The 23950-nt window shown below is 53.6% G+C and carries 27 protein-coding genes; 8 read left to right on the top strand and 19 right to left on the bottom strand.

What is annotated here, in order from left to right; genetic code table 11:
* Nucleotides 1–135: 135 nt before the first annotated feature.
* A complete protein-coding gene (locus BY447_RS10310; RefSeq protein ID WP_110331084.1) occupies nt 136–1278 on the bottom strand; it encodes an alanine racemase in 1143 nt (380 codons plus the stop codon).
* A 218-nt stretch (nt 1279–1496) separates the two neighbouring features.
* Nucleotides 1497–2420, bottom strand: a complete 924-nt coding sequence (gene lpxP / locus BY447_RS10305; protein WP_110331083.1) for a kdo(2)-lipid IV(A) palmitoleoyltransferase — start codon at nt 2418–2420, stop codon at nt 1497–1499.
* Between the two features lie 20 nt (nt 2421–2440).
* Here lpxP and BY447_RS23170 point away from each other — a divergent pair, with 20 nt between their 5' ends.
* The gene (locus BY447_RS23170) at nt 2441–2671 is read left to right on the top strand and encodes a hypothetical protein (RefSeq protein ID WP_146210991.1); all 231 of its coding nucleotides are present in this window, start codon (nt 2441–2443) and stop codon (nt 2669–2671) included.
* Between the two features lie 320 nt (nt 2672–2991).
* On the opposite strand, the gene BY447_RS10300 is transcribed toward BY447_RS23170, so the two are convergent.
* The 3 genes from BY447_RS10300 to BY447_RS10290 form a co-directional block, all read right to left on the bottom strand.
* Nucleotides 2992–3471 carry a DUF943 family protein gene (locus tag BY447_RS10300; protein ID WP_110331082.1) on the bottom strand — a complete coding sequence of 160 codons (480 nt, stop codon included), beginning with the start codon at nt 3469–3471 and terminating at the stop codon, nt 2992–2994.
* Nucleotides 3471–4283, bottom strand: a complete 813-nt coding sequence (locus BY447_RS10295) for a DUF3289 family protein (RefSeq protein ID WP_110331081.1) — start codon at nt 4281–4283, stop codon at nt 3471–3473. The genes BY447_RS10300 and BY447_RS10295 overlap by 1 nt, the downstream gene beginning before the upstream one ends.
* Before the next feature lie 327 nt (nt 4284–4610).
* Complete coding sequence (locus tag BY447_RS10290; RefSeq protein WP_013359515.1) at nt 4611–5474, bottom strand: YicC/YloC family endoribonuclease; 864 nt, start codon at nt 5472–5474, stop codon at nt 4611–4613.
* 155 nt (nt 5475–5629) lie between these two features.
* On the opposite strand from BY447_RS10290, the gene BY447_RS10285 reads away from it, so the two are divergent.
* Nucleotides 5630–6055 carry a DUF3574 domain-containing protein gene (locus BY447_RS10285; RefSeq protein WP_110331080.1) on the top strand — a complete coding sequence of 142 codons (426 nt, stop codon included), beginning with the start codon at nt 5630–5632 and terminating at the stop codon, nt 6053–6055.
* 38 nt (nt 6056–6093) lie between these two features.
* Here BY447_RS10285 and BY447_RS10275 read toward each other — a convergent pair whose 3' ends face one another.
* The gene (locus BY447_RS10275) at nt 6094–7278 is read right to left on the bottom strand and encodes a NupC/NupG family nucleoside CNT transporter (RefSeq protein ID WP_013359513.1); all 1185 of its coding nucleotides are present in this window, start codon (nt 7276–7278) and stop codon (nt 6094–6096) included.
* A 150-nt stretch (nt 7279–7428) separates the two neighbouring features.
* On the opposite strand from BY447_RS10275, the gene rph reads away from it, so the two are divergent.
* Nucleotides 7429–8145 (top strand): ribonuclease PH, encoded by a 717-nt coding sequence (gene rph, locus BY447_RS10270; RefSeq protein WP_003851334.1) that lies wholly within the window; start codon nt 7429–7431, stop codon nt 8143–8145.
* A gap of 49 nt (nt 8146–8194) precedes the next feature.
* Nucleotides 8195–8836 (top strand): orotate phosphoribosyltransferase, encoded by a 642-nt coding sequence (pyrE, locus tag BY447_RS10265; protein WP_003851333.1) that lies wholly within the window; start codon nt 8195–8197, stop codon nt 8834–8836.
* A gap of 35 nt (nt 8837–8871) precedes the next feature.
* On the opposite strand, the gene slmA is transcribed toward pyrE, so the two are convergent.
* The 3 genes from slmA to coaBC all read right to left on the bottom strand — a co-directional run bounded on the left by slmA (nt 8872) and on the right by coaBC (nt 11244).
* Nucleotides 8872–9468 (bottom strand): nucleoid occlusion factor SlmA, encoded by a 597-nt coding sequence (gene slmA, locus BY447_RS10260; protein ID WP_033734520.1) that lies wholly within the window; start codon nt 9466–9468, stop codon nt 8872–8874.
* 119 nt (nt 9469–9587) lie between these two features.
* Entirely contained in the window at nt 9588–10046 is a 459-nt protein-coding gene (gene dut, locus BY447_RS10255; protein WP_146210990.1) for a dUTP diphosphatase, read from the bottom strand.
* Nucleotides 10024–11244: a bifunctional phosphopantothenoylcysteine decarboxylase/phosphopantothenate--cysteine ligase CoaBC gene (gene coaBC / locus BY447_RS10250; protein WP_110331078.1), complete on the bottom strand. Its 1221-nt coding sequence runs from the start codon at nt 11242–11244 to the stop codon at nt 10024–10026. The genes dut and coaBC overlap by 23 nt, the downstream gene beginning before the upstream one ends.
* Before the next feature lie 180 nt (nt 11245–11424).
* Here coaBC and radC point away from each other — a divergent pair, with 180 nt between their 5' ends.
* The 4 genes from radC to mutM all read left to right on the top strand — a co-directional run bounded on the left by radC (nt 11425) and on the right by mutM (nt 13625).
* The gene (gene radC / locus BY447_RS10245) at nt 11425–12081 is read left to right on the top strand and encodes a RadC family protein (RefSeq protein ID WP_095706496.1); all 657 of its coding nucleotides are present in this window, start codon (nt 11425–11427) and stop codon (nt 12079–12081) included.
* A 241-nt stretch (nt 12082–12322) separates the two neighbouring features.
* A complete protein-coding gene (rpmB, locus tag BY447_RS10240; protein ID WP_013359508.1) occupies nt 12323–12559 on the top strand; it encodes a 50S ribosomal protein L28 in 237 nt (78 codons plus the stop codon).
* A gap of 19 nt (nt 12560–12578) precedes the next feature.
* Nucleotides 12579–12746, top strand: a complete 168-nt coding sequence (gene rpmG / locus BY447_RS10235) for a 50S ribosomal protein L33 (RefSeq protein WP_001051798.1) — start codon at nt 12579–12581, stop codon at nt 12744–12746.
* Between the two features lie 69 nt (nt 12747–12815).
* The gene (gene mutM / locus BY447_RS10230) at nt 12816–13625 is read left to right on the top strand and encodes a bifunctional DNA-formamidopyrimidine glycosylase/DNA-(apurinic or apyrimidinic site) lyase (protein ID WP_013359507.1); all 810 of its coding nucleotides are present in this window, start codon (nt 12816–12818) and stop codon (nt 13623–13625) included.
* Here the strand turns inward: mutM and coaD are convergent.
* The 10 genes from coaD to rfaF form a co-directional block, all read right to left on the bottom strand.
* Nucleotides 13622–14101: a pantetheine-phosphate adenylyltransferase gene (gene coaD / locus BY447_RS10225; RefSeq protein WP_033784308.1), complete on the bottom strand. Its 480-nt coding sequence runs from the start codon at nt 14099–14101 to the stop codon at nt 13622–13624. The two genes, mutM and coaD, sit on opposite strands and share 4 nt — an antisense overlap.
* Nucleotides 14098–14874, bottom strand: a complete 777-nt coding sequence (locus BY447_RS10220; protein ID WP_110331077.1) for a glycosyltransferase family 2 protein — start codon at nt 14872–14874, stop codon at nt 14098–14100. The genes coaD and BY447_RS10220 overlap by 4 nt, the downstream gene beginning before the upstream one ends.
* The gene (gene waaA / locus BY447_RS10215) at nt 14874–16148 is read right to left on the bottom strand and encodes a lipid IV(A) 3-deoxy-D-manno-octulosonic acid transferase (RefSeq protein WP_110331076.1); all 1275 of its coding nucleotides are present in this window, start codon (nt 16146–16148) and stop codon (nt 14874–14876) included. Before waaA ends, BY447_RS10220 begins: the two co-directional genes overlap by 1 nt.
* Nucleotides 16149–16239: 91 nt before the next feature.
* The gene (locus BY447_RS10210; protein ID WP_110331075.1) at nt 16240–17373 is read right to left on the bottom strand and encodes a glycosyltransferase family 4 protein; all 1134 of its coding nucleotides are present in this window, start codon (nt 17371–17373) and stop codon (nt 16240–16242) included.
* Nucleotides 17366–18442: a putative lipopolysaccharide heptosyltransferase III gene (gene rfaQ, locus BY447_RS10205; RefSeq protein WP_033784305.1), complete on the bottom strand. Its 1077-nt coding sequence runs from the start codon at nt 18440–18442 to the stop codon at nt 17366–17368. The genes BY447_RS10210 and rfaQ overlap by 8 nt, the downstream gene beginning before the upstream one ends.
* 73 nt (nt 18443–18515) lie before the next feature.
* Nucleotides 18516–19502 (bottom strand): glycosyltransferase, encoded by a 987-nt coding sequence (locus tag BY447_RS10200; protein ID WP_323859486.1) that lies wholly within the window; start codon nt 19500–19502, stop codon nt 18516–18518.
* A gap of 328 nt (nt 19503–19830) precedes the next feature.
* Nucleotides 19831–20835 carry a glycosyltransferase family 8 protein gene (locus BY447_RS10195; protein ID WP_110331073.1) on the bottom strand — a complete coding sequence of 335 codons (1005 nt, stop codon included), beginning with the start codon at nt 20833–20835 and terminating at the stop codon, nt 19831–19833.
* Between the two features lie 9 nt (nt 20836–20844).
* Nucleotides 20845–21921: a glycosyltransferase family 9 protein gene (locus BY447_RS10190; RefSeq protein ID WP_110331072.1), complete on the bottom strand. Its 1077-nt coding sequence runs from the start codon at nt 21919–21921 to the stop codon at nt 20845–20847.
* Nucleotides 21918–22895, bottom strand: coding sequence for a lipopolysaccharide heptosyltransferase RfaC (gene rfaC / locus BY447_RS10185; RefSeq protein ID WP_033784300.1), 978 nt, complete (start codon nt 22893–22895; stop codon nt 21918–21920). The genes BY447_RS10190 and rfaC overlap by 4 nt, the downstream gene beginning before the upstream one ends.
* Nucleotides 22883–23938 carry an ADP-heptose--LPS heptosyltransferase RfaF gene (gene rfaF, locus BY447_RS10180; protein WP_110331071.1) on the bottom strand — a complete coding sequence of 352 codons (1056 nt, stop codon included), beginning with the start codon at nt 23936–23938 and terminating at the stop codon, nt 22883–22885. The genes rfaC and rfaF overlap by 13 nt, the downstream gene beginning before the upstream one ends.
* Nucleotides 23939–23950: the final 12 nt, after the last annotated feature.

Here is a 23950-nt window from a genome sequence, read left to right as displayed (position 1 = left end):
TAACCTCCGGAGGATAAGCTAAAAAAGCATTAAAGCATGGGGTCAGGCTCGTTAATACGTTGTAACAGCAGAAGTGTGGTGTTGAGAGGGTTTCGTACAAACGGCAGACAACGGATGAGGCTGTCTGCCGCTGACTCAGATGAAATTGCCGCGTGCAGAAACTACGTGCTCTTCGCTATGCCCACTGGCGCGACGCAGAACAAAGCCATCCGACTGAGCCATCACTGCGCAGCTGTGATTCGGGAAGATACGAAGCAGCGTGCCGACTTCAGGACGGCGATCCTGATAAAGCAGAAAACCATGCTCCTCAGATAACTTTGTCACCTCATACGTGTGGCCCGTTTCGTCGGCTGCAACACCAAAGCCGCTCGCATTGGTGCCGTGTGGCCCTTTATCCGAACTCAGCATTTTCGATCCGGCATCCACAATTGCGAAATGATCGTTTACCGCTACCACACGGGTAATGACGCTCATTGCCAGCTGGTCGACGTGACTTAGCCCGAGGCGACAGGCGGTAAGGTCCAGCAGTGCATAGTTGCCAGGCCGGATTTCACTGATGCAGGGCGCAACCTCGGCTGCCAGGGCCGTAGGCGTTGAACCCACAGAGAGCGGGCAGTCGGTAAATCCCGCAGCCTGCAGTTTTGCCTGAAGTTGCTGCATCAATACCGTTTCCTGCCTGGCAACATCAACAATAGCCGCGGCATTACCGGCACCATAAGCGTGACCGGCATGCGACACTAATCCGGCAAAGCGTAAGCCTCCGTCCCGCAGCGCCTGAGCAATCAGCACGGCTTCATCACTATCAGGATTAACACCAATCCGGTGTAATCCAACATCCACCTTAATCGCCACCGCCAGCGCGCAGTCTGGCTGTTGCTGCCACGCATCCGCAATCGCTGCCACACCCTGCAGCCTGTCCGCGATCAGGGTAAGTTTTGCCTGATGAAGCACGGCGAGACGCAGCAGCTCAGCTACGCTTTGCGGTTGCACAACCGGGTAGGCTAACAGCAGATCGCGAACGCCCCCCTGAATAAAGCTGATACCTTCGCTGGGTTTAGAGACCGTGACACCCTGAGCACCATATTCAAGCTGACGCTGAGCAATCCAGACACTTTTATGTGTTTTGATATGCGGACGCAACGCGACGCCTGCTGCACTGGCTTTGCGCTGCATATGCTGCAGATTCTGCTCCAGGCGCTCTGCATCCACTTCAATATAGGGCGTAAGGCGGTCATCAATCAGCGGCCTCTGCCACTGCTGTGTATCGTTGATATCCATAAGCTTATCCGGCTTTAACGAGGTAAGAGGATTCATCATTCCTTAATTAACTTTCTGATACCAGCCTGGTGGCCGTGGAAGAGGCGCTGAACAGCAAAATTAAAGCGGGTATTAACCCAGGATAGAGCATGCAGCACATGGATGAACCGGAGAGGATACTAAGCGGGCGGGATTAGAAAAATAAAAAAGCAGGCGCGGTGCCTGCTTTATCTGTTTACTCAGACGTAGAGTGATTGTTCACCCGGCGGACGGGTTTTGAATCGGCGATGCAGCCAGAGGTATTGTTCCGGTGCACGCAGAATCTGATTCTCGATCACTTTATTCATATACGCTGCAGCAGCAGCCTCATCCGTATGAGGATAATTTTCCAGCATCGGCTCAATGATCAGATGATAGCCCTCATTATCTGCATTACGAATCAGCATAATCGGCACCATCGCTGGCTTCGCCAGACGCGACAGCACAAAAGTGCCGTTGGTGGTGGCCGCTTTTTCTACCGCAAACAGTGGCGCAAAGGTGCTGCCTTTCGGGCCGTAATCCTGGTCCGGCGCAAACCAGACCGATTCACCCTGTTTCAGAGCATTAACCATGCCGCGCAGATCGCGGCGGTCGATCATCGCTTTGTTTGAGCGCATCCGGCCTTTGGTCTGCACATATTCCATTGCCTGATTGTTGTGCGGGCGATACATCGCCATCATCGGCTGACAGAGACCGCTGATGCGGCCGCCCAGCTCCAGTGACATGAAATGCACGCCAATCAGCATCACACCGCGCTTTTCACTCTGCGCAGCGTGGAGATTATCCATACCTGACACTTTAAACAGACGTTTTACCGCACGGTCAGACCCGAACCAGGCAATACCGGTTTCAGCCAGCGCCATACCTAACGACGCAAAATTACCGGCAATCATATGTTCTGTTTTTTCTTCACTGATGCCAGGAAAGCAGAGCTCAATGTTACGACGGGTGATGCGCTCACGGCGTTGCAGGAAATGACGGGAAATTTTGCCGGCACCGGCACCGAGACGCATAAGAACAGGGTAGGGAAGCTGGACCAGAAGCCAGAGTACACCAAGACCAAACCAGGTAAACCAATAACGCGGATGCAGCAGCGAACTGCTAAATTTTCCGGTGTTTTTCATTAACAACCTTCATGAGATAGATGGATGTATCGCATAAAGAGCACTTCCATAAGTCTCCAGGCGGTACAGCTGTACTGATTTCGACCAACACTTTATCAAAAAGTGCCTTCAAAGAAAGGGAAACTGCGGAATCTACAGGATTGACCTGTTTCATGGAGCCAGCGTTTCAGGTGCGAAAAAAAGGTTCACAACAGAAAAAAGATTTTAAATTCAAAAAATTAAAAAAGACAGACCTGAAATGCGAAGTGTGACTGACATGCGTTCCGGAAGAGTCCGGAAATGTTTATTTATCAATCTTTACGTAGTGTTGAAGCCAGCCACGGTAATAAAAGGTCGGAGGTGTTGATGAATCTCAAACTATAGTGCCTGAAAAATGAACAAAGCGCCATCAATGGCGCTGCATTAATGACCTGCCAGAAATGTATTACTCGATATTCTGAATCTGAAAGTTGATTGTTTTAAAATTAGTGATTTATATCAATAATTTGAGTGGTTTTTTAAGGTGTTTCTCGATTTTACTCACCAAACCACTCTCCAGTGAGCACCGCTACAAGCTGGTCGGCTAACATGCTCACTTAATGGTTGTCGTAAATCGCTCACCTTTGACCAGTTCTCCAGATGGTTTTCGATAGTAAGACTCGCCATCAAGTCGGTAGTAAGTGTATCCATCTTTTGTTTTAGTGATGTCCATGATCCAGTTTGACTTGTCTATACAATTCTCATCTGTTTTCATGTCATCAAAGCATAGTAAGTAGTCAGTGTCGTGGTCTGGAAAAGCACCTGAGTTCTCAGGAGCGAGCTTTTGATACTTACCATCAGAGTTCCAGATTGAAACATTGTAAGTTTCACGGGAAGAAATGGTTTTGACTCCATTGTTATCCCACCATTTGATTTTATCACTATCAGAGAAAGGAATGTTTTTAACTAAAAAATCTTTTCTCGTATCAGAACTGTGAATTGCAAGCACCTTTGGAGAATTAAAGAAGCTAACATAAAATAATGCTAACATTGCCAATGCTACAATAAATACGATAACCTTTTTGATTCTCATTAATTTCTCCTGCTATTAATTTCAAACTCTGCTTTCATATTGGACAAAAAAGGCTTGAAAGCAAATTGATCCCATCTTTGAAGAACAAACCAAATACGAAAGGCTCTGATAAAATGAAATTTAGGATTCATGATGTCAGTTTTATCGAGACCGAAATGGTCTTGCCCTATAAATGTTATTTTTGCTACATAACCACTGTCAGTTATATCGATCTGATTTATCTGTATGTTTGTAGCATGAATATCATGTATCGACATGCCTAATCCATTGAAACTATCAGCCCATCTATTGAACTTAGGAAGTATGGAGTTTCTTATTGCTTGTGTTATTAACTCCATATCTGGGTCTGATAAGCTTTGTTGTCCTGTAACAATGATCTTATCTAATGAAGACTTAATTACAGTCAATGGAGACAGTGGCGAAGATTGCCCACTGATAATTAGATTTTTATATGCACTATCAAGGAAAGGGCTGGAATAAATTTTTCCATTCCCGTGATAGAGATGCTTTACAAGATTGTTGAATATTTGGTGCTGCCCAAGATAATATGCAGGCATAGAAACACGAAGAAATTCATTGAAAAGAAGTTCAGCCATTTCTGTTGTGGATTTTGGGCGGGCATCCCGGAAAGAGTTGAATATAGATACTTCTTTACCAGTCCAGGGATCAACTACATCAGAAACATCATCCAAACCCAAATCGCTTCTTAGTTGCTTTTCACTAAGATCTCCATACTTCATATCATCAGTGCTGTAATCGTTAAACTTATGCTTTGTCTGATAAATTGTGGCAGGCAACTTCAATACTGACATAATCACTTCCTTATGATATTAATTTTTCCGACTGAAAATTCATCTATATAATAGAAGACTCAAATCTTTTACTATCTCCGTATCTGTAAAATCGAATCTTTTCTTGTTACGGTTCTGCTCATAAAACTAACATTCGTAAGCATTAAATAGATCCATGTAATACTAAACGCCATAAGCAAGAAAGTGAAGTAGTGCTGACCAGTTCCCCATTTCCCCGCCGAAAAGCCGTAGATAGTTATGAAGTAATATGTACATTAATGAAACACAGGAGAATTAAAAAAGCCCATTTAACATGGGCTTATGAATATTTACGGAGCGATGGGCATTTTACTCAATATTCTGAATCTGCTCGCGCATCTGTTCAATCAGCACTTTCAGTTCGATCGCTGATGCGGTGATATCGGCATTGATCGACTTTGATGCCAGCGTGTTCGACTCACGGTTGAACTCCTGCATCATGAAATCGAGCCGACGGCCAACCGCTTCTTTCTTTTTCAGGATGTTGTAGGTCTCTTTAACGTGCGCATCCAGACGATCCAGCTCTTCGGAGACGTCGACACGCTGCGCCATCATCACCAGTTCCTGCTCAAGGCGATTGTTCTCCAGCTGAACTTCAGCATCTTCCAGTTTGGCGACCAGACGTTCACGCTGCCATTTGATGACTTCAGGCATCTGCGCACGCACTTTACTGACTTCCTGCGAGACCCCTTCCAGACGCTGCTCAATCATCGCTTTCAGCGCGGTGCCTTCGCTTTCACGTGCCGCAATGAAATCATCCAGCGCACTATCCAGCGCCTTCAACAACTGTGTGTTAATGGCATCCAGATCCTGCTCCTGTGCAGACATCACACCGGGCCAGCGCAGGATATCCAGCGGATTAATCGCGCCTTCATCGCTCTGCATTTTCACCCAGTTGGCCGCCTGCACCAGCTGTTTCGCCAGCGTTTCGTTGAGCATCAGCTCGCCCTGTGCACTGGGGTCTGCGTCATAACGCAGGTTGCACTCAATTTTACCGCGCGTCAGACGCTGACGAATGCGTTCGCGGATAACCGGCTCCAGCCCACGAAACTGTTCCGGCAGACGGATGTAGGTTTCCAGATAACGCTGGTTAACAGAACGCAGCTCCCAGGCGGCGCTGCCCCATTCGCCTTTGGCTTCGCTGCGGGCATAAGCGGTCATACTGCGGATCATAAGCGGTACTCATTTGCGGAAAGATGGGTGAAGTATAGCGAGGCGAGCCACGGCATAACAGGCATAAGCGTCTCACCGGAAAATAACGAACCGTTTCCGCTTTCCGCGAGAGCCACTTATGATGACCACTAACCCCTTGTGAGGATGATCGATCTATGTCACGCGTTATTGCTCTTCCTGTTGTGATGGCTCTGCTGCTGGCAGGTTGCCAGACGCGCCACGCGCCGCCCACGAAACCGCAACCCATCTGTGCGGGTGGCGACATGATGATGCAAACCACACTGTGGTTTGGACTGAGCAAACCAGATGGCGGCAGGGTGAGTTCACTCGACTGGATGAACTTTGTGGACAATGAGGTCACGCCACGCTTCAAAGCGGGACTGTCGGTTTATGACGCTAAAGGGCAATGGCTGGGCGAGAACGGCAAACTGGCACGTGAGAACAGTAAAGCGCTGATGCTGATCCACGGTATCGATCCTGCCACCAATCAGGACATTGAGGCGTTACGTACCCTCTATAAAAAACGCTTTGGTCAGGAATTGGTGATGCGGGTGGATGCACCCGTCTGTGTCGGATTCTAGGATGAACGCGGGCGGCAGCGAGGCCGCCCGCGGAGTACTCAGATAAACAGACCGGCAAAAGCCGCAGAGAGCAGGCTCACCAGTGTGGAGCCATAGACCAGCTTCCAGCCAAACCGGGAAACCACATTTCCCTGTTTCTCGTTCAGGCCTTTAATTGCGCCCGCCACAATGCCGATAGAGGCAAAGTTAGCAAAGGAAACCAGGAACACCGACAGAATACCCAGCCCACGCGCACTCATGCCCGCCGCGACTTTCTGTAGCTCAATCATCGCCACAAACTCATTCGCGACCAGCTTGGTTGCCATGATGCTGGCCGCCTGCAGGGCATCCGCTTTGGGAATGCCGATCAGCCAGGCCAGAGGATAGAACAGATAGCCAAGCAGCTGCTGGAAGCTGTAACCGAACACCGCCGCAAACAGCGCGTTGATGGCAGCAATCAGGGCAATAAAGCCAATCAGCATGGCCAGAATGATCATCGCCACTTTGAAACCAGCCAGGATGTACTCACCCAGCATCTCAAAGAAACTCTGCTCTTCATGCAGTTTTTCCAGCGCGATAGGCTGCTCATTCTGGCTCTCCATCGGGTTGATGATCGACAGAATGATGAAGGTACTGAACATGTTAAGCAGCAGTGCGGCAACCACATACTTCGGTTCAATCATCGACATATAAGCACCGACAATCGACAGCGAAACGGTAGACATCGCGGTCGCTGCCATGGTGTAGAGCCGGCGCGGCGGGATATCACCCAGAATCCCTTTATAGGCGATGAAGTTTTCCGACTGACCGAGAATCAGCGTGCTGACGGCGTTAAATGACTCCAGCTTGCCCATGCCGTTAATCTTCGACAGCAGCGTCCCGAAAATCCGGATCAGCAGCGGCAGGATGCGCCAGTGCTGCAATATGCCGATGAGTGCTGAAATAAAGACAATCGGGCAGAGCACGCCAAGGAAGATAAATGCCAGCCCCTGTTTGCTCATTCCGCCAAACACGAATTCTGTACCCTGTGCGGCAAAGCCAAGCAGCGTCTCAAAGAATCCCGCGAACGAGCCAACCAGCGCCAGCCCTCCGGCAGAGTGAAGGAAGAACCAGCCCAGCGCGGCTTCTACCACAATCAGTTGAACAATAAAACGCAGGCGAATCTGTTTACGGTCATGACTGACCAGCAGCGCAAGGGCAAAAATCACCACCAGCGCCAGCAGGAAATGAAGAATGGCGGCCATATGTCTTTTTTATCAGAGAGAAAGGAAAGCGCATTTAGCCACAGCTGGCCGGGAATTTCATCTGATGCCTGCGTCAGACCGGCGCAAGAGACAGCGGGCAAGGAAGTCCGTATAATGCGCAGCCAATCATTAGCAAGCCGGAGAATACCCATGCGTCCAGCAGGCCGTAGCGCACAACAGGTGCGTCCAGTCACATTGACCCGCAATTACACCAAACACGCAGAGGGTTCCGTTCTGGTGGAATTCGGCGAAACGAAAGTGCTTTGCACTGCCTCCGTAGACGAAGGGGTTCCGCGTTTCCTTAAAGGCCAGGGCCAGGGCTGGGTCACGGCTGAATATGGCATGCTGCCGCGTTCTACCCACAGTCGTATGGCGCGTGAAGCCGCAAAAGGCAAGCAGGGTGGCCGTACGCTGGAGATTCAGCGTCTGATCGCCCGTTCACTGCGCGCCGCGGTTGATCTTAAAGCGCTGGGTGAATTTACCATTACGCTCGACTGTGATGTCATTCAGGCCGATGGCGGCACCCGCACCGCGTCAATCACCGGCGCCTGCGTGGCGCTGGCCGATGCGCTGAACAAGCTGGTGGCCAGCGGCAAGCTGAAAGCCAATCCAATGAAGGGCATGGTCGCGGCGATTTCAGTAGGTATCGTTAAAGGCGAAGCGCTGTGCGATCTGGAGTACGTTGAGGACTCCGCAGCAGAAACCGACATGAACGTCGTGATGATGGAAGATGGTCGCATGATCGAGGTGCAGGGCACCGCTGAGGGCGAACCGTTCAGCCATGAAGAGCTGCTGACGCTACTGGCGCTGGCACGTGGCGGCATTGAGGAATTGATTCAGGCGCAGAAAGCAGCGCTGGAAAATTGATGTAACAGGCGACCTCAGGGTCGCCTTTTCTTTATTTGAGGAGTGAGAAATGAAAGCCTGGCAGCGTCAGTTTATTGAATTCGCCCTGAACAAGCAGGTGCTAAAGTTCGGTGAGTTCACTTTAAAGTCAGGGCGTAAAAGCCCCTATTTCTTTAATGCTGGTCTGTTTAACAGCGGACGGGATTTAGCGCTGCTGGGACGCTTCTACGCGCAGGCGCTGGTGGATGGCGCTGTCGATTTCGATCTGCTGTTCGGCCCGGCCTATAAAGGCATTCCGATTGCGACCACCACGGCGGTGGCGCTGGCGGACCATCATGACCGCGATGTGCCCTACTGCTTCAACCGCAAAGAAGCCAAAGATCACGGTGAAGGCGGCCTGCTGGTGGGCAGCCCGCTGCAGGGCAAAGTGATGCTGGTGGACGATGTGATCACGGCAGGTACAGCGATTCGTGAGTCGATGGATATTATCGGTGCGCATAACGCTACCCTGGCAGGCGTGCTGGTGTCGCTTGATCGTCAGGAGCGTGGACGTGGAGAGATGTCGGCGATTCAGGAAGTGGAACGTGATTACGGCTGCAAAGTGACCGCCATTATCACACTGGCCGACCTGATTAGCTGGCTGGAAGAGAAACCGGAGATGGCCGATCATCTGGCTCAGGTTCGTGCCTATCAGAAAGCGTACGGGATTTAACAGAGGCGGGCGCGATGCCCGCCTTCTTTGACTCTTTACACCAGCTGGGCGGCCATCAGCGGCCAGCGAGCCTCAAAGTCTGCGGTGGGACTGAAACGAAACTCAGAACGGACATAGCGCGACAGTAAACCTTCACAGAAAGCCAGCAGCTGGCTTGCCAGTAACGCCTCATCAGCCTGAAAAGCTTCGCCCTCACGCATTTTCCGTTCACGCATCACCTGTCGCAGTTGCACTTCAATCCGCTCAAAAAGCTGATTAATACGTCCCTGCAGCCGGTCCTGCTCGAACATCAGCGCATGGCCGGTCAGGATGCGCGTCAGTCCCGGATTACGCTCACCAAATCCCAGAATCAGTTGCACGATCAGACGCAGGCGCGTCATGGTCTCTTTTTCATCTTTGAGGATCAGATTGATGCGGGTAATCAGACTGTCTTCGATAAACTCAATCAGGCTATCGAACATGCGTGTCTTACTGGGGAAGTGACGATACAGCGCCGCTTCGGAAACGCCTACCGTGGCTGCCAGCTTGGCGGTGGTAATGCGCTGACTGCCATCACCTGACTCCAGCATCTGTGCCAGCGCCTGCAAAATCTCTTCGCGACGGTTCCGCTTCGCGACTTTTTTTTCTGCCATGACCTTAAAAACCCCTGAAATTCACCTAAAAACAGGCAACACCTACGCATCTGCCACAGGAACGCGTCCCATGGCGATGAGGAAAAATAACGGGCGTAAGTGAAAGTCGGTAATGCGGGTTACTGGCGACCTGAGTGGCCGAAGCCGCCTTCGCCGCGCAGGCTGGCGTCGAAATCGTCGACCAGGTTAAATTCCGCCTGTACCACCGGTACAAAGACCAGTTGTGCCATGCGATCGCCGGGTTGCAGAGAGAAACTTTCCTGGCCGCGATTCCAGACCGACACCATCAGCTGTCCCTGATAGTCGGAGTCAATCAACCCGACCAGGTTGCCCAGCACGATGCCGTGTTTATGGCCAAGGCCGGAGCGCGGCAGGATCACAGCGGCCAGATCGGGGTCGGCGATATGAATCGCCAGACCGGTCGGGACCAGCGTGGTTGTGCCTGGTGCGATGTCGAGCACCTCATCAGTACAGGCGCGTAAATCTAACCCAGCGGAACCTGACGTGGCGTAGGTCGGCAGTGGAAACTCTTTGCCGACACGCGCATCCAGAATTTTAACGTCTATTTTTTTCATCATAACGGCTGACAATCTCGTCTATTAATTGTTGGCCAAGGAGAGACTTATCGCTGAGCGGTAAGCGTTTTTCTCCATCCTGCCAAAAAAGGTGAAGAGCATTGGTGTCGCTATTAAATCCCTGTCCGGCTTTAGCGACATCATTAGCGCAGATCAGGTCCAGATTCTTGCGCACCTGTTTTTGCCGGGCGTATTCTTCCACATTCTGTGTTTCAGCAGCAAATCCAACCACAAATGGCCGGTTTTCCTGAAGTGCGGCGACCCCGGCAACAATATCGGGATTCTTTACCAGGTTCAGCGTGACGTTATCATCGCCGCCCTGTTTCTTGATTTTATCGGCCGCAATATCGGCTGCCCGGTAGTCTGCCACGGCTGCGCTTGCAATGAAAATATGTTGTTTATCTATCTCGCTCATGACGGCGGCCTGCATCTCCAGGGCGCTGGTAACATCAATGCGCCGCACACCCGCTGGTGCCGCCAGGCTGACCGGACCACTGACCAGCGTTACCTGTGCGCCACGCCTGGCAGCAGCGGCGGCAATCGCAAAGCCCATTTTGCCGGAGCTGTGATTCGAGATGTAGCGCACCGGGTCCAGGGCCTCACGGGTTGGACCGGCGGTTATCATAATGTTGAGATGTTGCAGATCGTTGACGGGCGCCGCCCACTGCACCGCATGGTCAACAATCACCAGCGGGTCAAGCATCCGGCCCGGCCCGACATCACCGCAGGCCTGGCTGCCGCTGTCCGGCCCCCAGATCAGCACGCCACGCTCATGCAGCGTCTGCAGGTTGTACTGGGTCACCGCCGCACGATACATCTGCTGATTCATGGCGGGCACTACCGCTACGGGTGAGGCCGTCGCTAAGACGGCGGTGGTCACCAGATCGTTTGCCATACCGGCAGTGATACGGGCAATCAGGTCGGCAGTGGCCGGTGCCAGCACAATCAGGTCGGCCCATTTTGCCAGTTCAATATGACCCATCGCTGCTTCCGCTGCCGGATCAAGCAGATCGTCAAACACCGGATAGCCTGAAACGGCCTGCAGGCTGAGCGGAGTAATAAAGGCCTTTGCCCCCTCCGTCATCATTACGCGGACATCAGCGCCGCGGTCGCGCAGGCGACGCACCAGCTCAGGTGCTTTATAAGCAGCGATACCGCCACTCACGCCAAGAAGAATTTTTTTGCCGGCTAATCCCATCATGATGTTGGCCTCACTAAGCTCTCTGCCGCCCGCGGCGGCGAATGCACGGACTTTATCACAAAAGCGTGTACGCGCCTTTTCACCAACTGCGTTTGCGAGCTGCCTCGAAGATTGATGCGCCACTGATAGCGGTACGCTTCAGGATGGGCCACTCTTAGGCGCATCTCAGGGAGAGCAAAGATGAAAATCAAGGGACCACGGGAAAAACTGCAAAAACTGGGCGCGCATTCGCTCAGCGATACCGAACTGCTGGCCATCTTTCTCCGCACCGGCTCGCCGGGGCAGAACGTCCTTGAGCTGGCCGGGCAGATGCTGGAGGGATTTGGCTCGCTTTATCAGCTCATGACGTCAGACAAAGCGGCAATTTGCAAAATTAAAGGTGTCGGTGATGCCAAGCTGGCGCAACTGCACGCGATTGCCGAACTGGCGAAGCGCTTTTTCGCCAGTAAGCTGGCGCGCGAAAGCGTGATGGAAAATCCACAGATTACACGCCAGTATCTGCAAAGTCTGTTAGCCCACCAGGAACGGGAGATCTTTATGGCCCTGTTTCTGGATAATCAGCATCGGGTGCTGCGGGCACAGAATATGTTCTCTGGCTCCATTAATAGTGTGGAAGTTCACCCCCGCGAGATCGTCCGGGAAGCGCTGAAGCTCAACGCAGCCGCCTTGATACTGGCGCACAATCATCCGTCGGGGATGGCGGAACCGAGCCGTGCTGACCGTGAAGTGACCCATAAAGTCAGCGAAGCCTGTCAGCTGTTCGACATCCGTCTGCTCGATCATCTGGTGATTGGCCATGGCGAATATGTCTCCTTTGCTGAGCGGGGATGGCTCTGATTCAGGGAAAATTCGCGCCAGGTGGCGGCTTTTTGCCCGATCATTCGGGATCTTTATCTGTTCGGGACTTGAGCACTTGGGCTGAGCGGCGTATACTACGCCACCTTTGAGAATCTCGGGTTTGGCGGTTAGGCCAGCTTAGCGGGTTCCATGGAACTCGCCTGGCGGGCTGCAAGCCTGACGAGGCGGCCAAAACCTAATTTTTAAAGCTCGAGCTGATTTGATTTTTGGAGATATAGACATGTCACGAGTCTGCCAGGTAACTGGAAAGCGTCCGGTAACGGGTAACAACCGTTCCCACGCAATGAACGCGACGAAACGCCGTTTCCTTCCGAACCTGCACTCACACCGTTTTTGGGTTGAGAGCGAGAAGCGCTTCGTTACTCTGCGTGTATCTGTTAAAGGTATGCGCATTATTGATAAAAAGGGCATTGATACGGTTTTATCCGACATGCGTGCCCGTGGTGAGAAGTACTAAGGTACTAAGGAACTGAATCATGGCTAAAGGTATTCGTGAGAAGATCAAGCTGGTTTCCTCTGCTGGTACAGGTCACTTCTATACCACCACGAAGAACAAACGTACTAAACCAGAGAAGCTGGAACTGAAAAAGTTCGATCCGGTTGTACGTCAGCATGTGATCTACAAAGAAGCTAAAATTAAGTAATTATAGTGTTCTGCTAAAAACCCGGCTCCGGCCGGGTTTTTTGTTTGTGTAAAACGCTGAGGAGAAGGTATGCCAGAGTTGCCAGAGGTTGAGACCAGCCGCCGCGGTATCGAGCCGCATTTGGTCGGTGAAACCATTCTTCACGCCGTGGTGCGTAATTCACGTCTGCGCTGGCCTGTTTCGCAGGAGATCCTGGCGCTAAGCGATCAGCCGGTGCTCAGCGTGCAGCGTCGGGCGAAATATCTGCTGCTGGAACTGCCGCATGGCTGGATTATTATCCACCTGGGCATGTCGGGCAGCCTGCGGGTGCTTTCCGAAGAGCTGCCAGCAGCGAAGCATGACCATGTTGATTTGGTGATGAGCAACGGCAAAGTACTGCGTTACACCGACCCGCGCCGCTTTGGTGCCTGGCTCTGGAGCAGCGATCTGACGGGCAGCAGCGTGCTTGCACATCTTGGGCCTGAGCCGCTTAGCGACCAGTTTGACGGTACTTACCTGTTTGATAAGTCACGTGGCAAACGGACGCTCATCAAGCAGTGGCTGATGGATAACAAAGTGGTGGTGGGCGTGGGCAACATTTACGCCAGTGAGTCACTGTTTACCGCCGGGATCCTTCCCGATCGTGCCGCAGGAAGTCTGTCGCAGGCTGAAGCGGAGCTGCTGGTCAACACCATTAAAGCGGTGCTGTTACGTTCAATTGAACAGGGCGGTACTACGCTGCGTGACTTTTTACAGACCGACGGCAAACCTGGCTATTTTGCCCAGCAGTTGCAGGTTTATGGCCGGGCCGGTGAACCCTGCCGGGCATGCGGTACGCCGATTATCAGCGGCAGGCACGGGCAGCGCAGCACCTACTGGTGCCCCAACTGCCAGCATTAAGCCAGTTTAGCCAGCAGTGCCTGATGCACGGGCGCGGGCAGAAAGGCGGAAACATCGCCGCTGTGACGCGCCACCTCTTTGACCAGCGAAGAGGAGATAAACGAGAAGCCTTCAGACGGCATCAGGAACACACTCTCCAGCGTTGGCAGCAGGTGACGATTCATCTGCGCCAGCTGCATTTCATATTCAAAATCTGACACCGCACGCAAGCCACGGACCAGCACATTCGCCTGCTGGTCACGGGCGAAATTAGCCATCAGGTCGCTGAAGCCGATCACCTCAACGTTCGGCAGATGGGCCACCACCTGACCGGCCAGCGCCACGCGCTCATCCAGGCTGAACATCGGTTTTTTACTGGGGCTGGCAGCAATGGCCAGAATCACCTGATCAAACATCTGCGCTGCCCGCGTCACGATGTCGAGATGACCGAGCGTTACAGGATCAAACGTACCGGGATAGATGGCTTTAGTGGTCATACTCGCCCTTTTGCCGAAGCGTGATTCAGCGCCCAGAGGGCTGAATATTTATTGAAGGTATATTGCGCGTTGACCACCGCCAGAATCCAGCCCTGCTTACCGTCGAGAAAACCGGCACGCAGCAGCAACGTTTTAACAAACGCGCCAAGCGTATGGCTGAATACAGAAAAGAGACCACAACGCTTACCGCGCTGGTGACGTTCTTTGGCCCAGGCTTCGGCATAGGCTAGTTGTTTGCGCTGAAAGGCGATTAAATCGCGGCAGGTCAGATGTTCCAGATCGCCAGGCAACGCCACCACCGGTGCGCCGTCACTCTGCAGTGATTCATGCACCAGATTGTCATTGTAGCGGAAGGTGCGTGGATAGAGGCGCATCACGCGGTCGGGATACCAGCCACTGTGGCGCATAAAGCGGCCGAGGAACAGATTACTGCGGCCCAGGCTGTAAACCGTGCGGCTGGGTGGGGCGACCAGCACCTGCTCAATGGCGGCACGCAGTTCGGGTGAAACACGCTCATCTGCATCGATCATCAGAATCATGTCGCCGGTGGCATAGCCCTGTGCGCGCTGGCGCTGAATGCCATAGCCCTGCCAGTCATCACTTTTATAGACCTGCGCCCCAGCCTGCGTGGCGATCTCAACACTGTCGTCACTGCTTCCAGAATCCAGCACAATAATTTCGTCGGCCCAGCTGACTGAGGCCAGACAATCCGGCAGCAGCTCCGCTTCATTTTTGGCGATCATCACCACAGAAAGACGCTGGCGTGCTGACATTAGTGAGCCCGTGGTGGCAGATGCGGTTCGAGTAACTGTAGCAGACGCTGAAGCGCACCCTGGTTCTGGTGCAGTACGTCTACCGCATGGCGTCCGTAATAACGGCGATAATCATCATCCTGTAACAGGTTGGTGACCTCTTTTTCCAGTGAAATCACGTCGGTGACGGTGATCAGACCCTGGCCTTCCTGCAACTTGCTGCAGATATCTTTGAAGTTCCAGATGTGAGGCCCCATCAGCACCGGAAGGGCATGGGCCGCGGGTTCCAGCGGGTTGTGTCCGCCCCGCTCAACCAGGCTGCCGCCGACAAACGCCAGATCGGCGATGCCGTAAAGCAGCATCAGTTCACCCATTGAGTCGCCGATGACCACCTGCGTGGAACCCGAAGGGATCTCACCGCTGCTGCGCAGGATAAAGCTGAAGCCGCGTTCCTGCGTCAGTTCGCGCGCATCGTTAAAGCGTTCAGGATGGCGGGGAACCAGAATCAGCAGCAGATCCGGAAACGTCTGCAGCAGGCGACGATGGGCATCCAGCACGACAGCCTCTTCGCCTTCGTGCGTGCTGGTGGCAATCCACACCGGGCGACGCGGCGCCCACTGGCGACGCAGTGTTACCGCTCTGGCGGCCAGTTCTGGCGTCACGGAAATATCAAACTTCAGGCTGCCGGTAATCGCCAGCTGTGAACGTTTCAGGCCCAGACTCAGGAAGCGGTCGCCATCTTCCGTATTCTGTGCCGCAATCAGCGTGATGCTCTGCAACAGCTGGCGCATAAATTTACCCAGCTTGCGATAGCCTTTGGCGGAGCGGGCCGAGAGGCGGGCATTGGCGATCACCAGCGGAATGTTACGCTGGTGCAGAATGCGGATAATGTTCGGCCACAGCTCCGTTTCCATGATGATCACCAGCCGTGGATTAACCGTATCCAGAAAACGATTAATCGAACCTGGCAGATCATAAGGCAGATAGACGTGATGCACATCTTTGCCAAAAGCAGATTGCGCCCGCTCAGAACCAGTTGGCGTCATGGTGGTGACGGTAATCGGCAGGGTCGGGTAACGATGACGCAGTGCGCGCACCAGCGGAATCGCGGCCAGCGTTTCACCCACAGAGACCGAGTGCAGCACAATGCCGTCAGGCTTCACTTTGCCGACACAATAGCCATAGCGTTCTGCCCAGCGTTTGCGATAGGCAGGCGCTTTACGACCGCGCAGCCACAGGCGCAGCCAGATCAGTGGCTGAATGAAGTAGAGCAATGCGGTGTAAATGGTCGTCATAGTTACCGTTACAGCAGGTTCGCGTCTAAAACAGATTAAAATGAGATGGCGGCATGGTATCAGAAACCCTGCATGCACTCATCCCACATTGTCAGTTGCTACTCACTACCTGCTGATAAAGCGAAGTCAGCGCCTGCGCCAGCCGTTGTGGACCATAAGGCTCAATTTTACGTCGCGCTGCGTCACCCATTCGTGAATCGACGGAAAGTGCCGGTATGGCATTAACCGCCTGATTTAACCCATTGATATCCAGGGCATCACAGACGAAGCCTTCCTGACCAGCGGTAATAAACTCCGCGCCACCGCAACCGGTGCTGGTAATTACCGGTAAGCCGCAGGCCATCGCCTCCAGCACCACATTCGGAAAGGGATCATAGAGCGTGGGCAGCAACAGGCCATCCGCCGCGTGATAGAACGGCTGCACATTCTGCTGTACGCCGACAAAGCGCAGGCGGTCCAGGCAGTGAAGCTGGTTTGCCAGCTGCTGATAACGTTGTAATTGTTTATCCTGGCCCACCACAATCAGATAACGATCGCTGGCAGCCAGCGCCTGTATCGCCGCTTTCAGTCCTTTGCGCTCAAAGCCGGAGCCGACATAAATCAGTACGGTCGCGGCATCGGGCAGTGACAGCTGCTGTCGGGTGGCGCGACGGGTTGCTTCCGTGGCGGGCTGGAAACGGCTGGCATCGATAGCGTTATGAATGACATGGATTTTTCCGGCGTCGAGCGAAAAGCAACGCAGGATATCGCGCTTTACCATCTCTGAATTACAGATCACCGCTTTCAGCGTCGGAGAGTTGAACATCTCCGCTTCCGCCTGCAGAACATAGCGGTGATAAGGACTGAGTGCAGCACTCAGCCGTTGCCAGGATGAGACGATGCGGGCGCGCTGTTCCAGCCACACGCGATGCACGCCATCACCCGCACGGAAAATGTCACAGCCCGCGATGCGCTCATGGCTTTGTACAATATCGAACTTTTCGCGCTCCCAGCAGGCGCGGGCTGCGCGGGCAAAACCGCACTCACGTGAGACCCGACCCAGCTTTGCCGGATTACAGATATGCAGATGCCAGTCAGGATTAGGCGTGCCCTGCCAGCTGCGGGTAATGATATTGAGATCGAGCTTTTCGCTGCCTAGCGCCTCCAGCGCGCGTGTGATAAAACGTTCAGCACCGCCATCCGGACGATATTTCTGCCGGACAATCGCCAGCCTTAACTTACTCATTCAGGTAGCTCCTCGCTGCCGCGACCACATCCTTTACCGGAATGGCCGAGAGATAACGCTGGTCAGTTTTGGTGTCGATGGAATCGGGTGAGGGCAGCGGGCCATAATCGCCCGCCCAGATAACATGATTGTTGTCACCCCAGGGCCGCCAGTGCTGCAACTTGGTCGGGCCAAACAGTGCAATGCAGGGCGTTTCAAGCGCAGCAGCCATATGCATCGGCGCAGAGTCGACGCCAATAAACAGACGGGCATGATCGATCAATGCCGCCAGCTGCGGCAGCGTGAACTGACCCGCCAGCGAAACCACATCCTTTGATACACAGCGCGCGCGAATGCGGTTAATCATCGCCAGCTCCTGCTTGTCCGGCCCGGCGGTCAGCACCACTTTGCGGCCCGGTTGCGCCAGCTGATCAAGTGTGGCCGCAACGCTCTCCTCTTCCCAGCATTTGAAGCCCCAGCGTGAGGTCGGCTGCACCACAATATAGGGCGCAGTGACATGATGTTCCGCCAGTCGGGCCAGCACAATTTGCTGGTCAGCATCGCTGTAGTGCATTGATACGCGAGCGCCTTCGCTACTGATGCCGAGGGGCGCCAGCGCCGACATATTCTGCTCAACGGTATGCAGTTTGCTGTGATTGTGTGTGGGGACCAGGCAGTTGTGACACCATCGCCACAGCACGTTATCGCGTTTTTTATAGGCAAAACCGATGCGAACGGGTGCCGCAGAGAGACGGGTAATCTGAGCAGCGCGCCACTGATCGGCCAGATTGATCACCAGATCATACTGGGCGTCGCGCACGGCGCGAATTAATGCACGCTCATGGCCCAGCTTGCGCCAGGTGCCTTCCTGCTTCCATTTGCGATCGATGACGTGCAAATGGCGGATGGCCGGATGCGCCTCCAGCATCGGACGCGTCTCCTTATAGAGCAACACGTCGATGCTGGCCTGCGGATAACGCTCATGAAGCGCATTGATGGCGGGCGTTGTGAGCAGCATGTCACCATGATGGCGCAGCTTAATCAGTAATATATTTTTTGGAGAGAAGTTTGCTGGAATCAGGCTGGCCATAAACAAGAGTTCTCAGAATTCAGTGAACCGATTGTAGGGCAAACCCTTTTTAGGATAAAGCCAGCCTCAAAGGTTATTTATCACGCCAGCGATAGAGCCGGGCAAGCCACAACAGCAACTGATACCACTGCTTAATTCCCCGGGCATTACGTAACATGCGCAGGTGTGTACCGGTCGTGAACAGATCGGCAATGATTGCCTGGCGTGCGCGGGCATCAGGCTCACGTCTCACACTGTGGCAAACGCTGAGCGCTTCATGCGTTACCTGATAGTGAAACGACGGGTAGATCTTCACGCGGTCACGATAACGGGTGTTTAGCTCTTCCAGCAGCCGCGCAATCTTCAGGTAGTGACGCTGATATTCCACGTTGCGCTCGCCGGTCCGTTTGCGGTTGCTGATGGAGGCGTCGTGCATATAGTAGCGATAGAGCACGGCGTCGGTATACCGCACGCGTTTCGCCAGCAGCATAAACTCGGTGGTCCAGGGAATATCCTGATGATGCAGGCCCGGTTCAAACTGCAACTGATGCTGCTCAATCAGTTCCCGACGATAGATCCCCAGCCAGACCACATGCATATAACGATGCGTTTTCAGCGCGGTATTGAGCCAGTCGGCACCGCTCAGCACCGGCGTGCTGCGCAAACGGTCCAGCGGAATCAGCGGTTTTACCCGCTGGCTGTGTTTGAAAAACCACTCGGCGTTGCACTGTGCCGCATCCAGATTGTCCGCTTCTGCCATCGTCACCAGCGTCTGATACATATCGGGCTGCATGGTGTCATCTGCATCCGGGAAGGTGACATATTTCCCGCGGGCTATCGCCAGACCGGCGTTACGGGCCCGCGACACGCCGCCATTTTCCTGATGAATCACACGAATATGAGCGTGCTGCTGTGCATACAGGTCAGCGCGCTCATCTGAGCCGTCGGTGGAACCGTCGTCGACAATGATGATCTCCAGCGAGACCAGCGTCTGCGCCAGCAGAGACTCCATGAACTCATCAAACATGCTGCCCGCATTGAACATCGGCGTAATGATACTCAGCAAAGGAGAAGTACTCATCACACTATCTTCACCCGCGTTGAATTCACTGCGAAAGGGCATTGCCTCGTCATAAATCATTTCCAAATCAGCAGAATGGAATCAGGAAGTTCACGATTATAAGACGGTGTGGCTTTCCTGCTTTACTAAAAACCACGCCCGACAATAATAATGCGCTATATGCGCTTTTTTTACGCAAAGTCGCTTTACAGGTAAACAGATTATTATGCCGGTGTTCATTCAGCGTCTTTTTTATAAGAGATGGTGGTAAACAGCAGGCGGGATAAATGACGGGAAAGTCAGGCGCTGAAATAACCGCGCCTGCATCAATCTGATAAACCTGAGAGCACTACTGCTCGCTCTGCTTAAAAAACTTGAGACTGACATACTTCATCATCCAGCTCATGCTTTCAGCATACTGTTTCTGATGCCACTTAATGCGGGCGAAGCGCTTCATCTCTTTATAATGTCTGGGCGTATCAAGTGGTTGTGAAGCCCAGGGCGAGCGCTGGTAATAGCTATAATATAGCTGGGCAAGATCGCTGCCGGCCCAGGCATGCCAGGGTTTGCATTTACCGGTGTAGTGAATCATCACGGTGTCCGCTGAAACGGCAGTATGATCCCAGACTTTATTGGCGATGATGTCGTAAATCTGGTTATAGCGGTCCGGCAGGATCAGAATCTCATTCTCCAGCACGATATTCAGCGCATCCTGATCGGGAAAACCAAACTCTGCGCCCTGCGTCACCAGCACGTCAGTAATGCGCGCCGTAGTCTGCCTTTCGAGCCAGCGCGGAATATTGATCAGCATAAAACCGGAGTTGAAATAGTGATGATGCTTCAGCCCCAGCCTTGCGCACTGGTTCTGCCGCGCACGTGGTGTGTCGTTACAGGCCGCCAGCGTGTAATCCGTGATGTCCAGAGTAAACAGAGGAGAGTAGTCGCCCACTACAAGCGTATCAGCATCAATATAGATCACCCGATCGCTGTAGCTCGCCACAGTTTCAGGGATCAGGAAGCGGTAGTGGATGCTTTTAGGATAGCGACCCACAGCAGGCAACTGATCAACCCAGGCACTGTTAAAAATATGCAACGTAATCGCCAGACGGTGGCCTGTGGCCAGCAAGCGCAGTTTTTCCACATCTCCATCACGCAGGGAATCGGAGAAAACATGGGCGTGGAACGCGGTATCAGGATGATGATGGAGAAGTGAAAACAGCGTAATGCCCAGGCCACGCGCGTAGGCGTGGTTGATGCCAAACGCAACGTGAACCGGATTATCATCCGTGTCAGCAAGCGTGTTGACCAGCAGCTGACTTTGCTGAACGGCATCAGCAAGAGGGGTAATTGCCATTACGCTTCACTATTCCAGATTATGAGTAATAAACGTTTGTATTCTAGTCAGTTTATCATGATCCAGCCCGAATAATTTTTCAGCGGGCTGATCAAACTTAAAACGGGTAGCAAAAACGAACGTCGAGGCCGCAATATTATCCGGTCCGATAAACAACACGTTATTGACCGGACGCTGCTCCCTGACTTCACACGGCCCGTAAAGCATGATCACCGGAATCTGCTGGGCATCAGCAATATACGCATTGCCAGAATCAGAGGCGATATAGAAATCCATCTGCGCAATGGCCCAGGGAACCTCTTCCAGTTTCAGCTCACCAATCAGGCTGACGATATTCTCTTTGGGACCGGTCAGGCTCAGTAACTCATCCAGCCACGGCTGCTCAGCCGGTGGGCCAAAGACATAAAAGGTACAGGGCAACTCAGCCAGCGCCGCCATCAGCTGCTGCCAGATGCTGGCAGGAATGGTTTTGGCCCGATTACCGGCAGAAATACTGATACCTATTTTAATGCCGCTGCGCGGATTACGCAGCGCGGCGGGCGGCTCAGCCGGCTGCAAGAGCGGCGAGGTCGCATGTTTGGGAAAATCAGTATAGCGGTAGTCCCGGTTAATCAGCTTCAGATAACTGTCGAGCGTTAAATCCGTTTTGCTATGGTCGACAATGCCGCTGGCGCTGCGATAGAAAGTTGCATGATAGGACTTACGCACATAGGTGCGCAGAAACTGCTTGTTCGGTGCGTTACACAACGCGGCGAAAAACAGATTCACGCTGTTGGGCTGCACCAGATAAACGTTGTCATAACGGTTCATCAGCGTGAACGCGAGCTTCAGTTTGGCAAAAAAGCTGCGTTTAGCATCTTCAATCAGAAAGTAACGGCTGACCGTGTCATCGTAACGCACCAGCGGCTCGACCGCCTTGCTGATCAGCAGTTCAGACTGGCCCAGGGCGCGCAGCATCGGGGTGATATTGATGAAATCACCAATCTTTGCCGTCTGAATGATTAAGCTGCGTCCGGTTGGACGGTAAAACAGCCGCATTACCGTCCGCAAAGGCACCAGCAGCAGATAGATCAGCACATAGTTCATGGCGTATTTTCCCTGATAACGGCCTGAAGTTTTTCTGCCACCGCGTCAGCAGTCAGCTCCGCCAGATTATGATTCGGGGCGCTCAGTGCCTGTTGGTTCTGCCCATAACCACCAATCAAACCAGGATCGGTCGGGCCATACAGCGTGAGGTTGGGACGATCCAGTGCCGCCGTCAGGTGACTTAATCCGGTATCGACCGAGACCACCGCCCGTGCGCCCGCCAGCTGTTGGGCTATCGCTTCCAGCGTCAGCTTAGGCAGCACCTCAACATGCTCAAAGCCTTCAGCAAGACGCAAGGCGCGTTGATGCTCATGTTCTGCACCCCAGGGCAATTTCACCCGCAGCCCGCTGGGCTGCACCAGCTCAATCAGCTGACGCCAGTGGGATTCCGGCCAGTGCTTGTTGTCACGTGTCGTGGCATGCAGAAAGACCAGATAATGATGTGCGTCAGCGGACAGATGATGCAGAAAGTGTCCGGCAATCGCGTAGTCACCCTGACTTTGCGGCTTTTCATAGCCCAGGCTTTTGGCGAACAGTTCACGCGTTCGCTCAACCGCGTGTTGTCGCTTACTGACTTCATGGCGGACGTCATACCACCAGCTGGCAAACGGCTCACGCGCGCTACGGCTGTCCTGCCCGTGCTTTACCCCTTTCGATAAGCGGGTAACCAGCGCGGCACTTTTGATTAGCCCCTGCGCATCAATGACGACATCGTACTCACGCGACTGTAACGCGCGCTTAAACAGCACACGCTCTTCACGCTGCTGACTGCCAAACCAGTGTTTGCGCCAGCGGCGGATTGCGACCGGTAACACCTTATCGACCGCAGGATGCCAGCCAGGGATCTGCGCGAAGTTCTCTTCCACCACCCAGTCGAAACGGATGCCGGGGATAGCATGCATCGCATCGGTCAGTGCCGGCAGTGAATGCAGTACATCGCCCATTGAAGAGGTTTTAACAATCAGGACGTGCATGGCACCTCCTGTGGTGCGAGCAGTTCGCTCAGCGTCTGATGTACGCGCTCAGGCTGAATATCGATCAGGCTCTGGTGATAGCCCTGGTCGGCATCGCCTTTACGCACTTTGTGATAGCCGGTAATCAGGCGAATAATACGCGCCTGTTTTGCAAGCGGCGGCGTAAAGTCAGGGCTGCTCGGCCCATAGAGCGCCACCAGCGGACGGTCCAGCGCCGCAGCAATATGCATCAGGCCGGAATCGTTACTGACCACGGCCCGGCATTGCGCCAGCAGAATCACTGCCTGCTCCAGCTGGGTTTCACCGGCCAGATTACGGCAGTGGCCGCGTGCATCTTCTGGCAGCGCAGCGATAATCTCGTCGCCGGTCGGGCGATCTTTGGCGGAGCCAAACAGCACAATCTGGAAGCCTTCAGCAATCAACTGACGGGCCAGCGTGGCGTAGTGATAGTGCGGCCAGCGTTTGGCCGGACCAAATTCGGCACCCGGACAAAAACCGATGATCGGACGGGTTGCCGCCAGCTGAAACTGTGCGGCGGTTTCAATCTTTTCCTGCTCTTCAACGTGCAGCTTTGGCCACAACAGCGGCTGTGGCAGCTGCGCCGCCGAGGCAACCGGTGTGTCGTAGCCCAGCGCAATGTAGCGCTCAACCATGAGTGGAAACGCGGTTTTATCCAGCACCCGCAAATCGTTCAGCAGGCCATAGCGCATTTCACCGCGCCAGCCGACGCGGCGTTTTATTCCGGCAAAGAAGGGGACCAGCGCCGACTTAAAGGAGTTAGGCAGCACATAAGCACGGTCGTAGTGACTGGCGCGCAGCACTTTCCCCAGCCGGCGACGCTCACCAATCTCCAGTGCGCCATGCCCGAGCGGCATCGCCAGTGCCTGATTCACCTCCGGCATGCGTGACAGCAACGGACGGCACCATGCCGGTGCCATCACATCAATCACTGCATCCGGATGTTCGGCCTTGAGTGTGCGATAGAGACTTTGCGACATCATCATATCGCCGACCCACGACGGGCCGATTACCAGAATTTTCATCGCCGGAGCAGC

The organism is Pantoea sp. JKS000250 (genome assembly GCF_003201065.1).
Classification (GTDB): Bacteria; Pseudomonadota; Gammaproteobacteria; order Enterobacterales; family Enterobacteriaceae; genus Pantoea; species Pantoea vagans.
This window is presented reverse-complemented; position numbering and strand designations above follow the sequence as displayed.

Coding starts and splice junctions, on each gene's coding strand:
- rfaF (WP_110331071.1), bottom strand. CDS start 23,938: ATGAAAATTCTGGTAATCGGCCCGTCGTGGGTCGGCGATATGATGATG.
- lpxP (WP_110331083.1), bottom strand. CDS start 2,420: ATGAAAAACACCGGAAAATTTAGCAGTTCGCTGCTGCATCCGCGTTAT.
- BY447_RS10310 (WP_110331084.1), bottom strand. CDS start 1,278: ATGGATATCAACGATACACAGCAGTGGCAGAGGCCGCTGATTGATGAC.
- waaA (WP_110331076.1), bottom strand. CDS start 16,148: ATGACGACCATTTACACCGCATTGCTCTACTTCATTCAGCCACTGATC.
- slmA (WP_033734520.1), bottom strand. CDS start 9,468: ATGGCAGAAAAAAAAGTCGCGAAGCGGAACCGTCGCGAAGAGATTTTG.
- rfaQ (WP_033784305.1), bottom strand. CDS start 18,442: ATGGCCAGCCTGATTCCAGCAAACTTCTCTCCAAAAAATATATTACTG.
- BY447_RS10190 (WP_110331072.1), bottom strand. CDS start 21,921: ATGAACTATGTGCTGATCTATCTGCTGCTGGTGCCTTTGCGGACGGTA.
- coaD (WP_033784308.1), bottom strand. CDS start 14,101: ATGACCACTAAAGCCATCTATCCCGGTACGTTTGATCCTGTAACGCTC.
- BY447_RS10300 (WP_110331082.1), bottom strand. CDS start 3,471: ATGAGAATCAAAAAGGTTATCGTATTTATTGTAGCATTGGCAATGTTA.
- rfaC (WP_033784300.1), bottom strand. CDS start 22,895: ATGCACGTCCTGATTGTTAAAACCTCTTCAATGGGCGATGTACTGCAT.
- BY447_RS10195 (WP_110331073.1), bottom strand. CDS start 20,835: ATGGCAATTACCCCTCTTGCTGATGCCGTTCAGCAAAGTCAGCTGCTG.
- coaBC (WP_110331078.1), bottom strand. CDS start 11,244: ATGATGGGATTAGCCGGCAAAAAAATTCTTCTTGGCGTGAGTGGCGGT.
- rpmG (WP_001051798.1), top strand. CDS start 12,579: ATGGCTAAAGGTATTCGTGAGAAGATCAAGCTGGTTTCCTCTGCTGGT.
- BY447_RS10200 (WP_323859486.1), bottom strand. CDS start 19,502: ATGAGTACTTCTCCTTTGCTGAGTATCATTACGCCGATGTTCAATGCG.
- BY447_RS10275 (WP_013359513.1), bottom strand. CDS start 7,278: ATGGCCGCCATTCTTCATTTCCTGCTGGCGCTGGTGGTGATTTTTGCC.
- BY447_RS10290 (WP_013359515.1), bottom strand. CDS start 5,474: ATGATCCGCAGTATGACCGCTTATGCCCGCAGCGAAGCCAAAGGCGAA.
- BY447_RS23170 (WP_146210991.1), top strand. CDS start 2,441: ATGGATGTATCGCATAAAGAGCACTTCCATAAGTCTCCAGGCGGTACA.
- BY447_RS10285 (WP_110331080.1), top strand. CDS start 5,630: ATGTCACGCGTTATTGCTCTTCCTGTTGTGATGGCTCTGCTGCTGGCA.
- pyrE (WP_003851333.1), top strand. CDS start 8,195: ATGAAAGCCTGGCAGCGTCAGTTTATTGAATTCGCCCTGAACAAGCAG.
- radC (WP_095706496.1), top strand. CDS start 11,425: ATGAAAATCAAGGGACCACGGGAAAAACTGCAAAAACTGGGCGCGCAT.
- dut (WP_146210990.1), bottom strand. CDS start 10,046: ATGATGAAAAAAATAGACGTTAAAATTCTGGATGCGCGTGTCGGCAAA.
- BY447_RS10220 (WP_110331077.1), bottom strand. CDS start 14,874: ATGTCAGCACGCCAGCGTCTTTCTGTGGTGATGATCGCCAAAAATGAA.
- mutM (WP_013359507.1), top strand. CDS start 12,816: ATGCCAGAGTTGCCAGAGGTTGAGACCAGCCGCCGCGGTATCGAGCCG.
- BY447_RS10210 (WP_110331075.1), bottom strand. CDS start 17,373: ATGAGTAAGTTAAGGCTGGCGATTGTCCGGCAGAAATATCGTCCGGAT.
- rpmB (WP_013359508.1), top strand. CDS start 12,323: ATGTCACGAGTCTGCCAGGTAACTGGAAAGCGTCCGGTAACGGGTAAC.
- BY447_RS10295 (WP_110331081.1), bottom strand. CDS start 4,283: ATGTCAGTATTGAAGTTGCCTGCCACAATTTATCAGACAAAGCATAAG.
- rph (WP_003851334.1), top strand. CDS start 7,429: ATGCGTCCAGCAGGCCGTAGCGCACAACAGGTGCGTCCAGTCACATTG.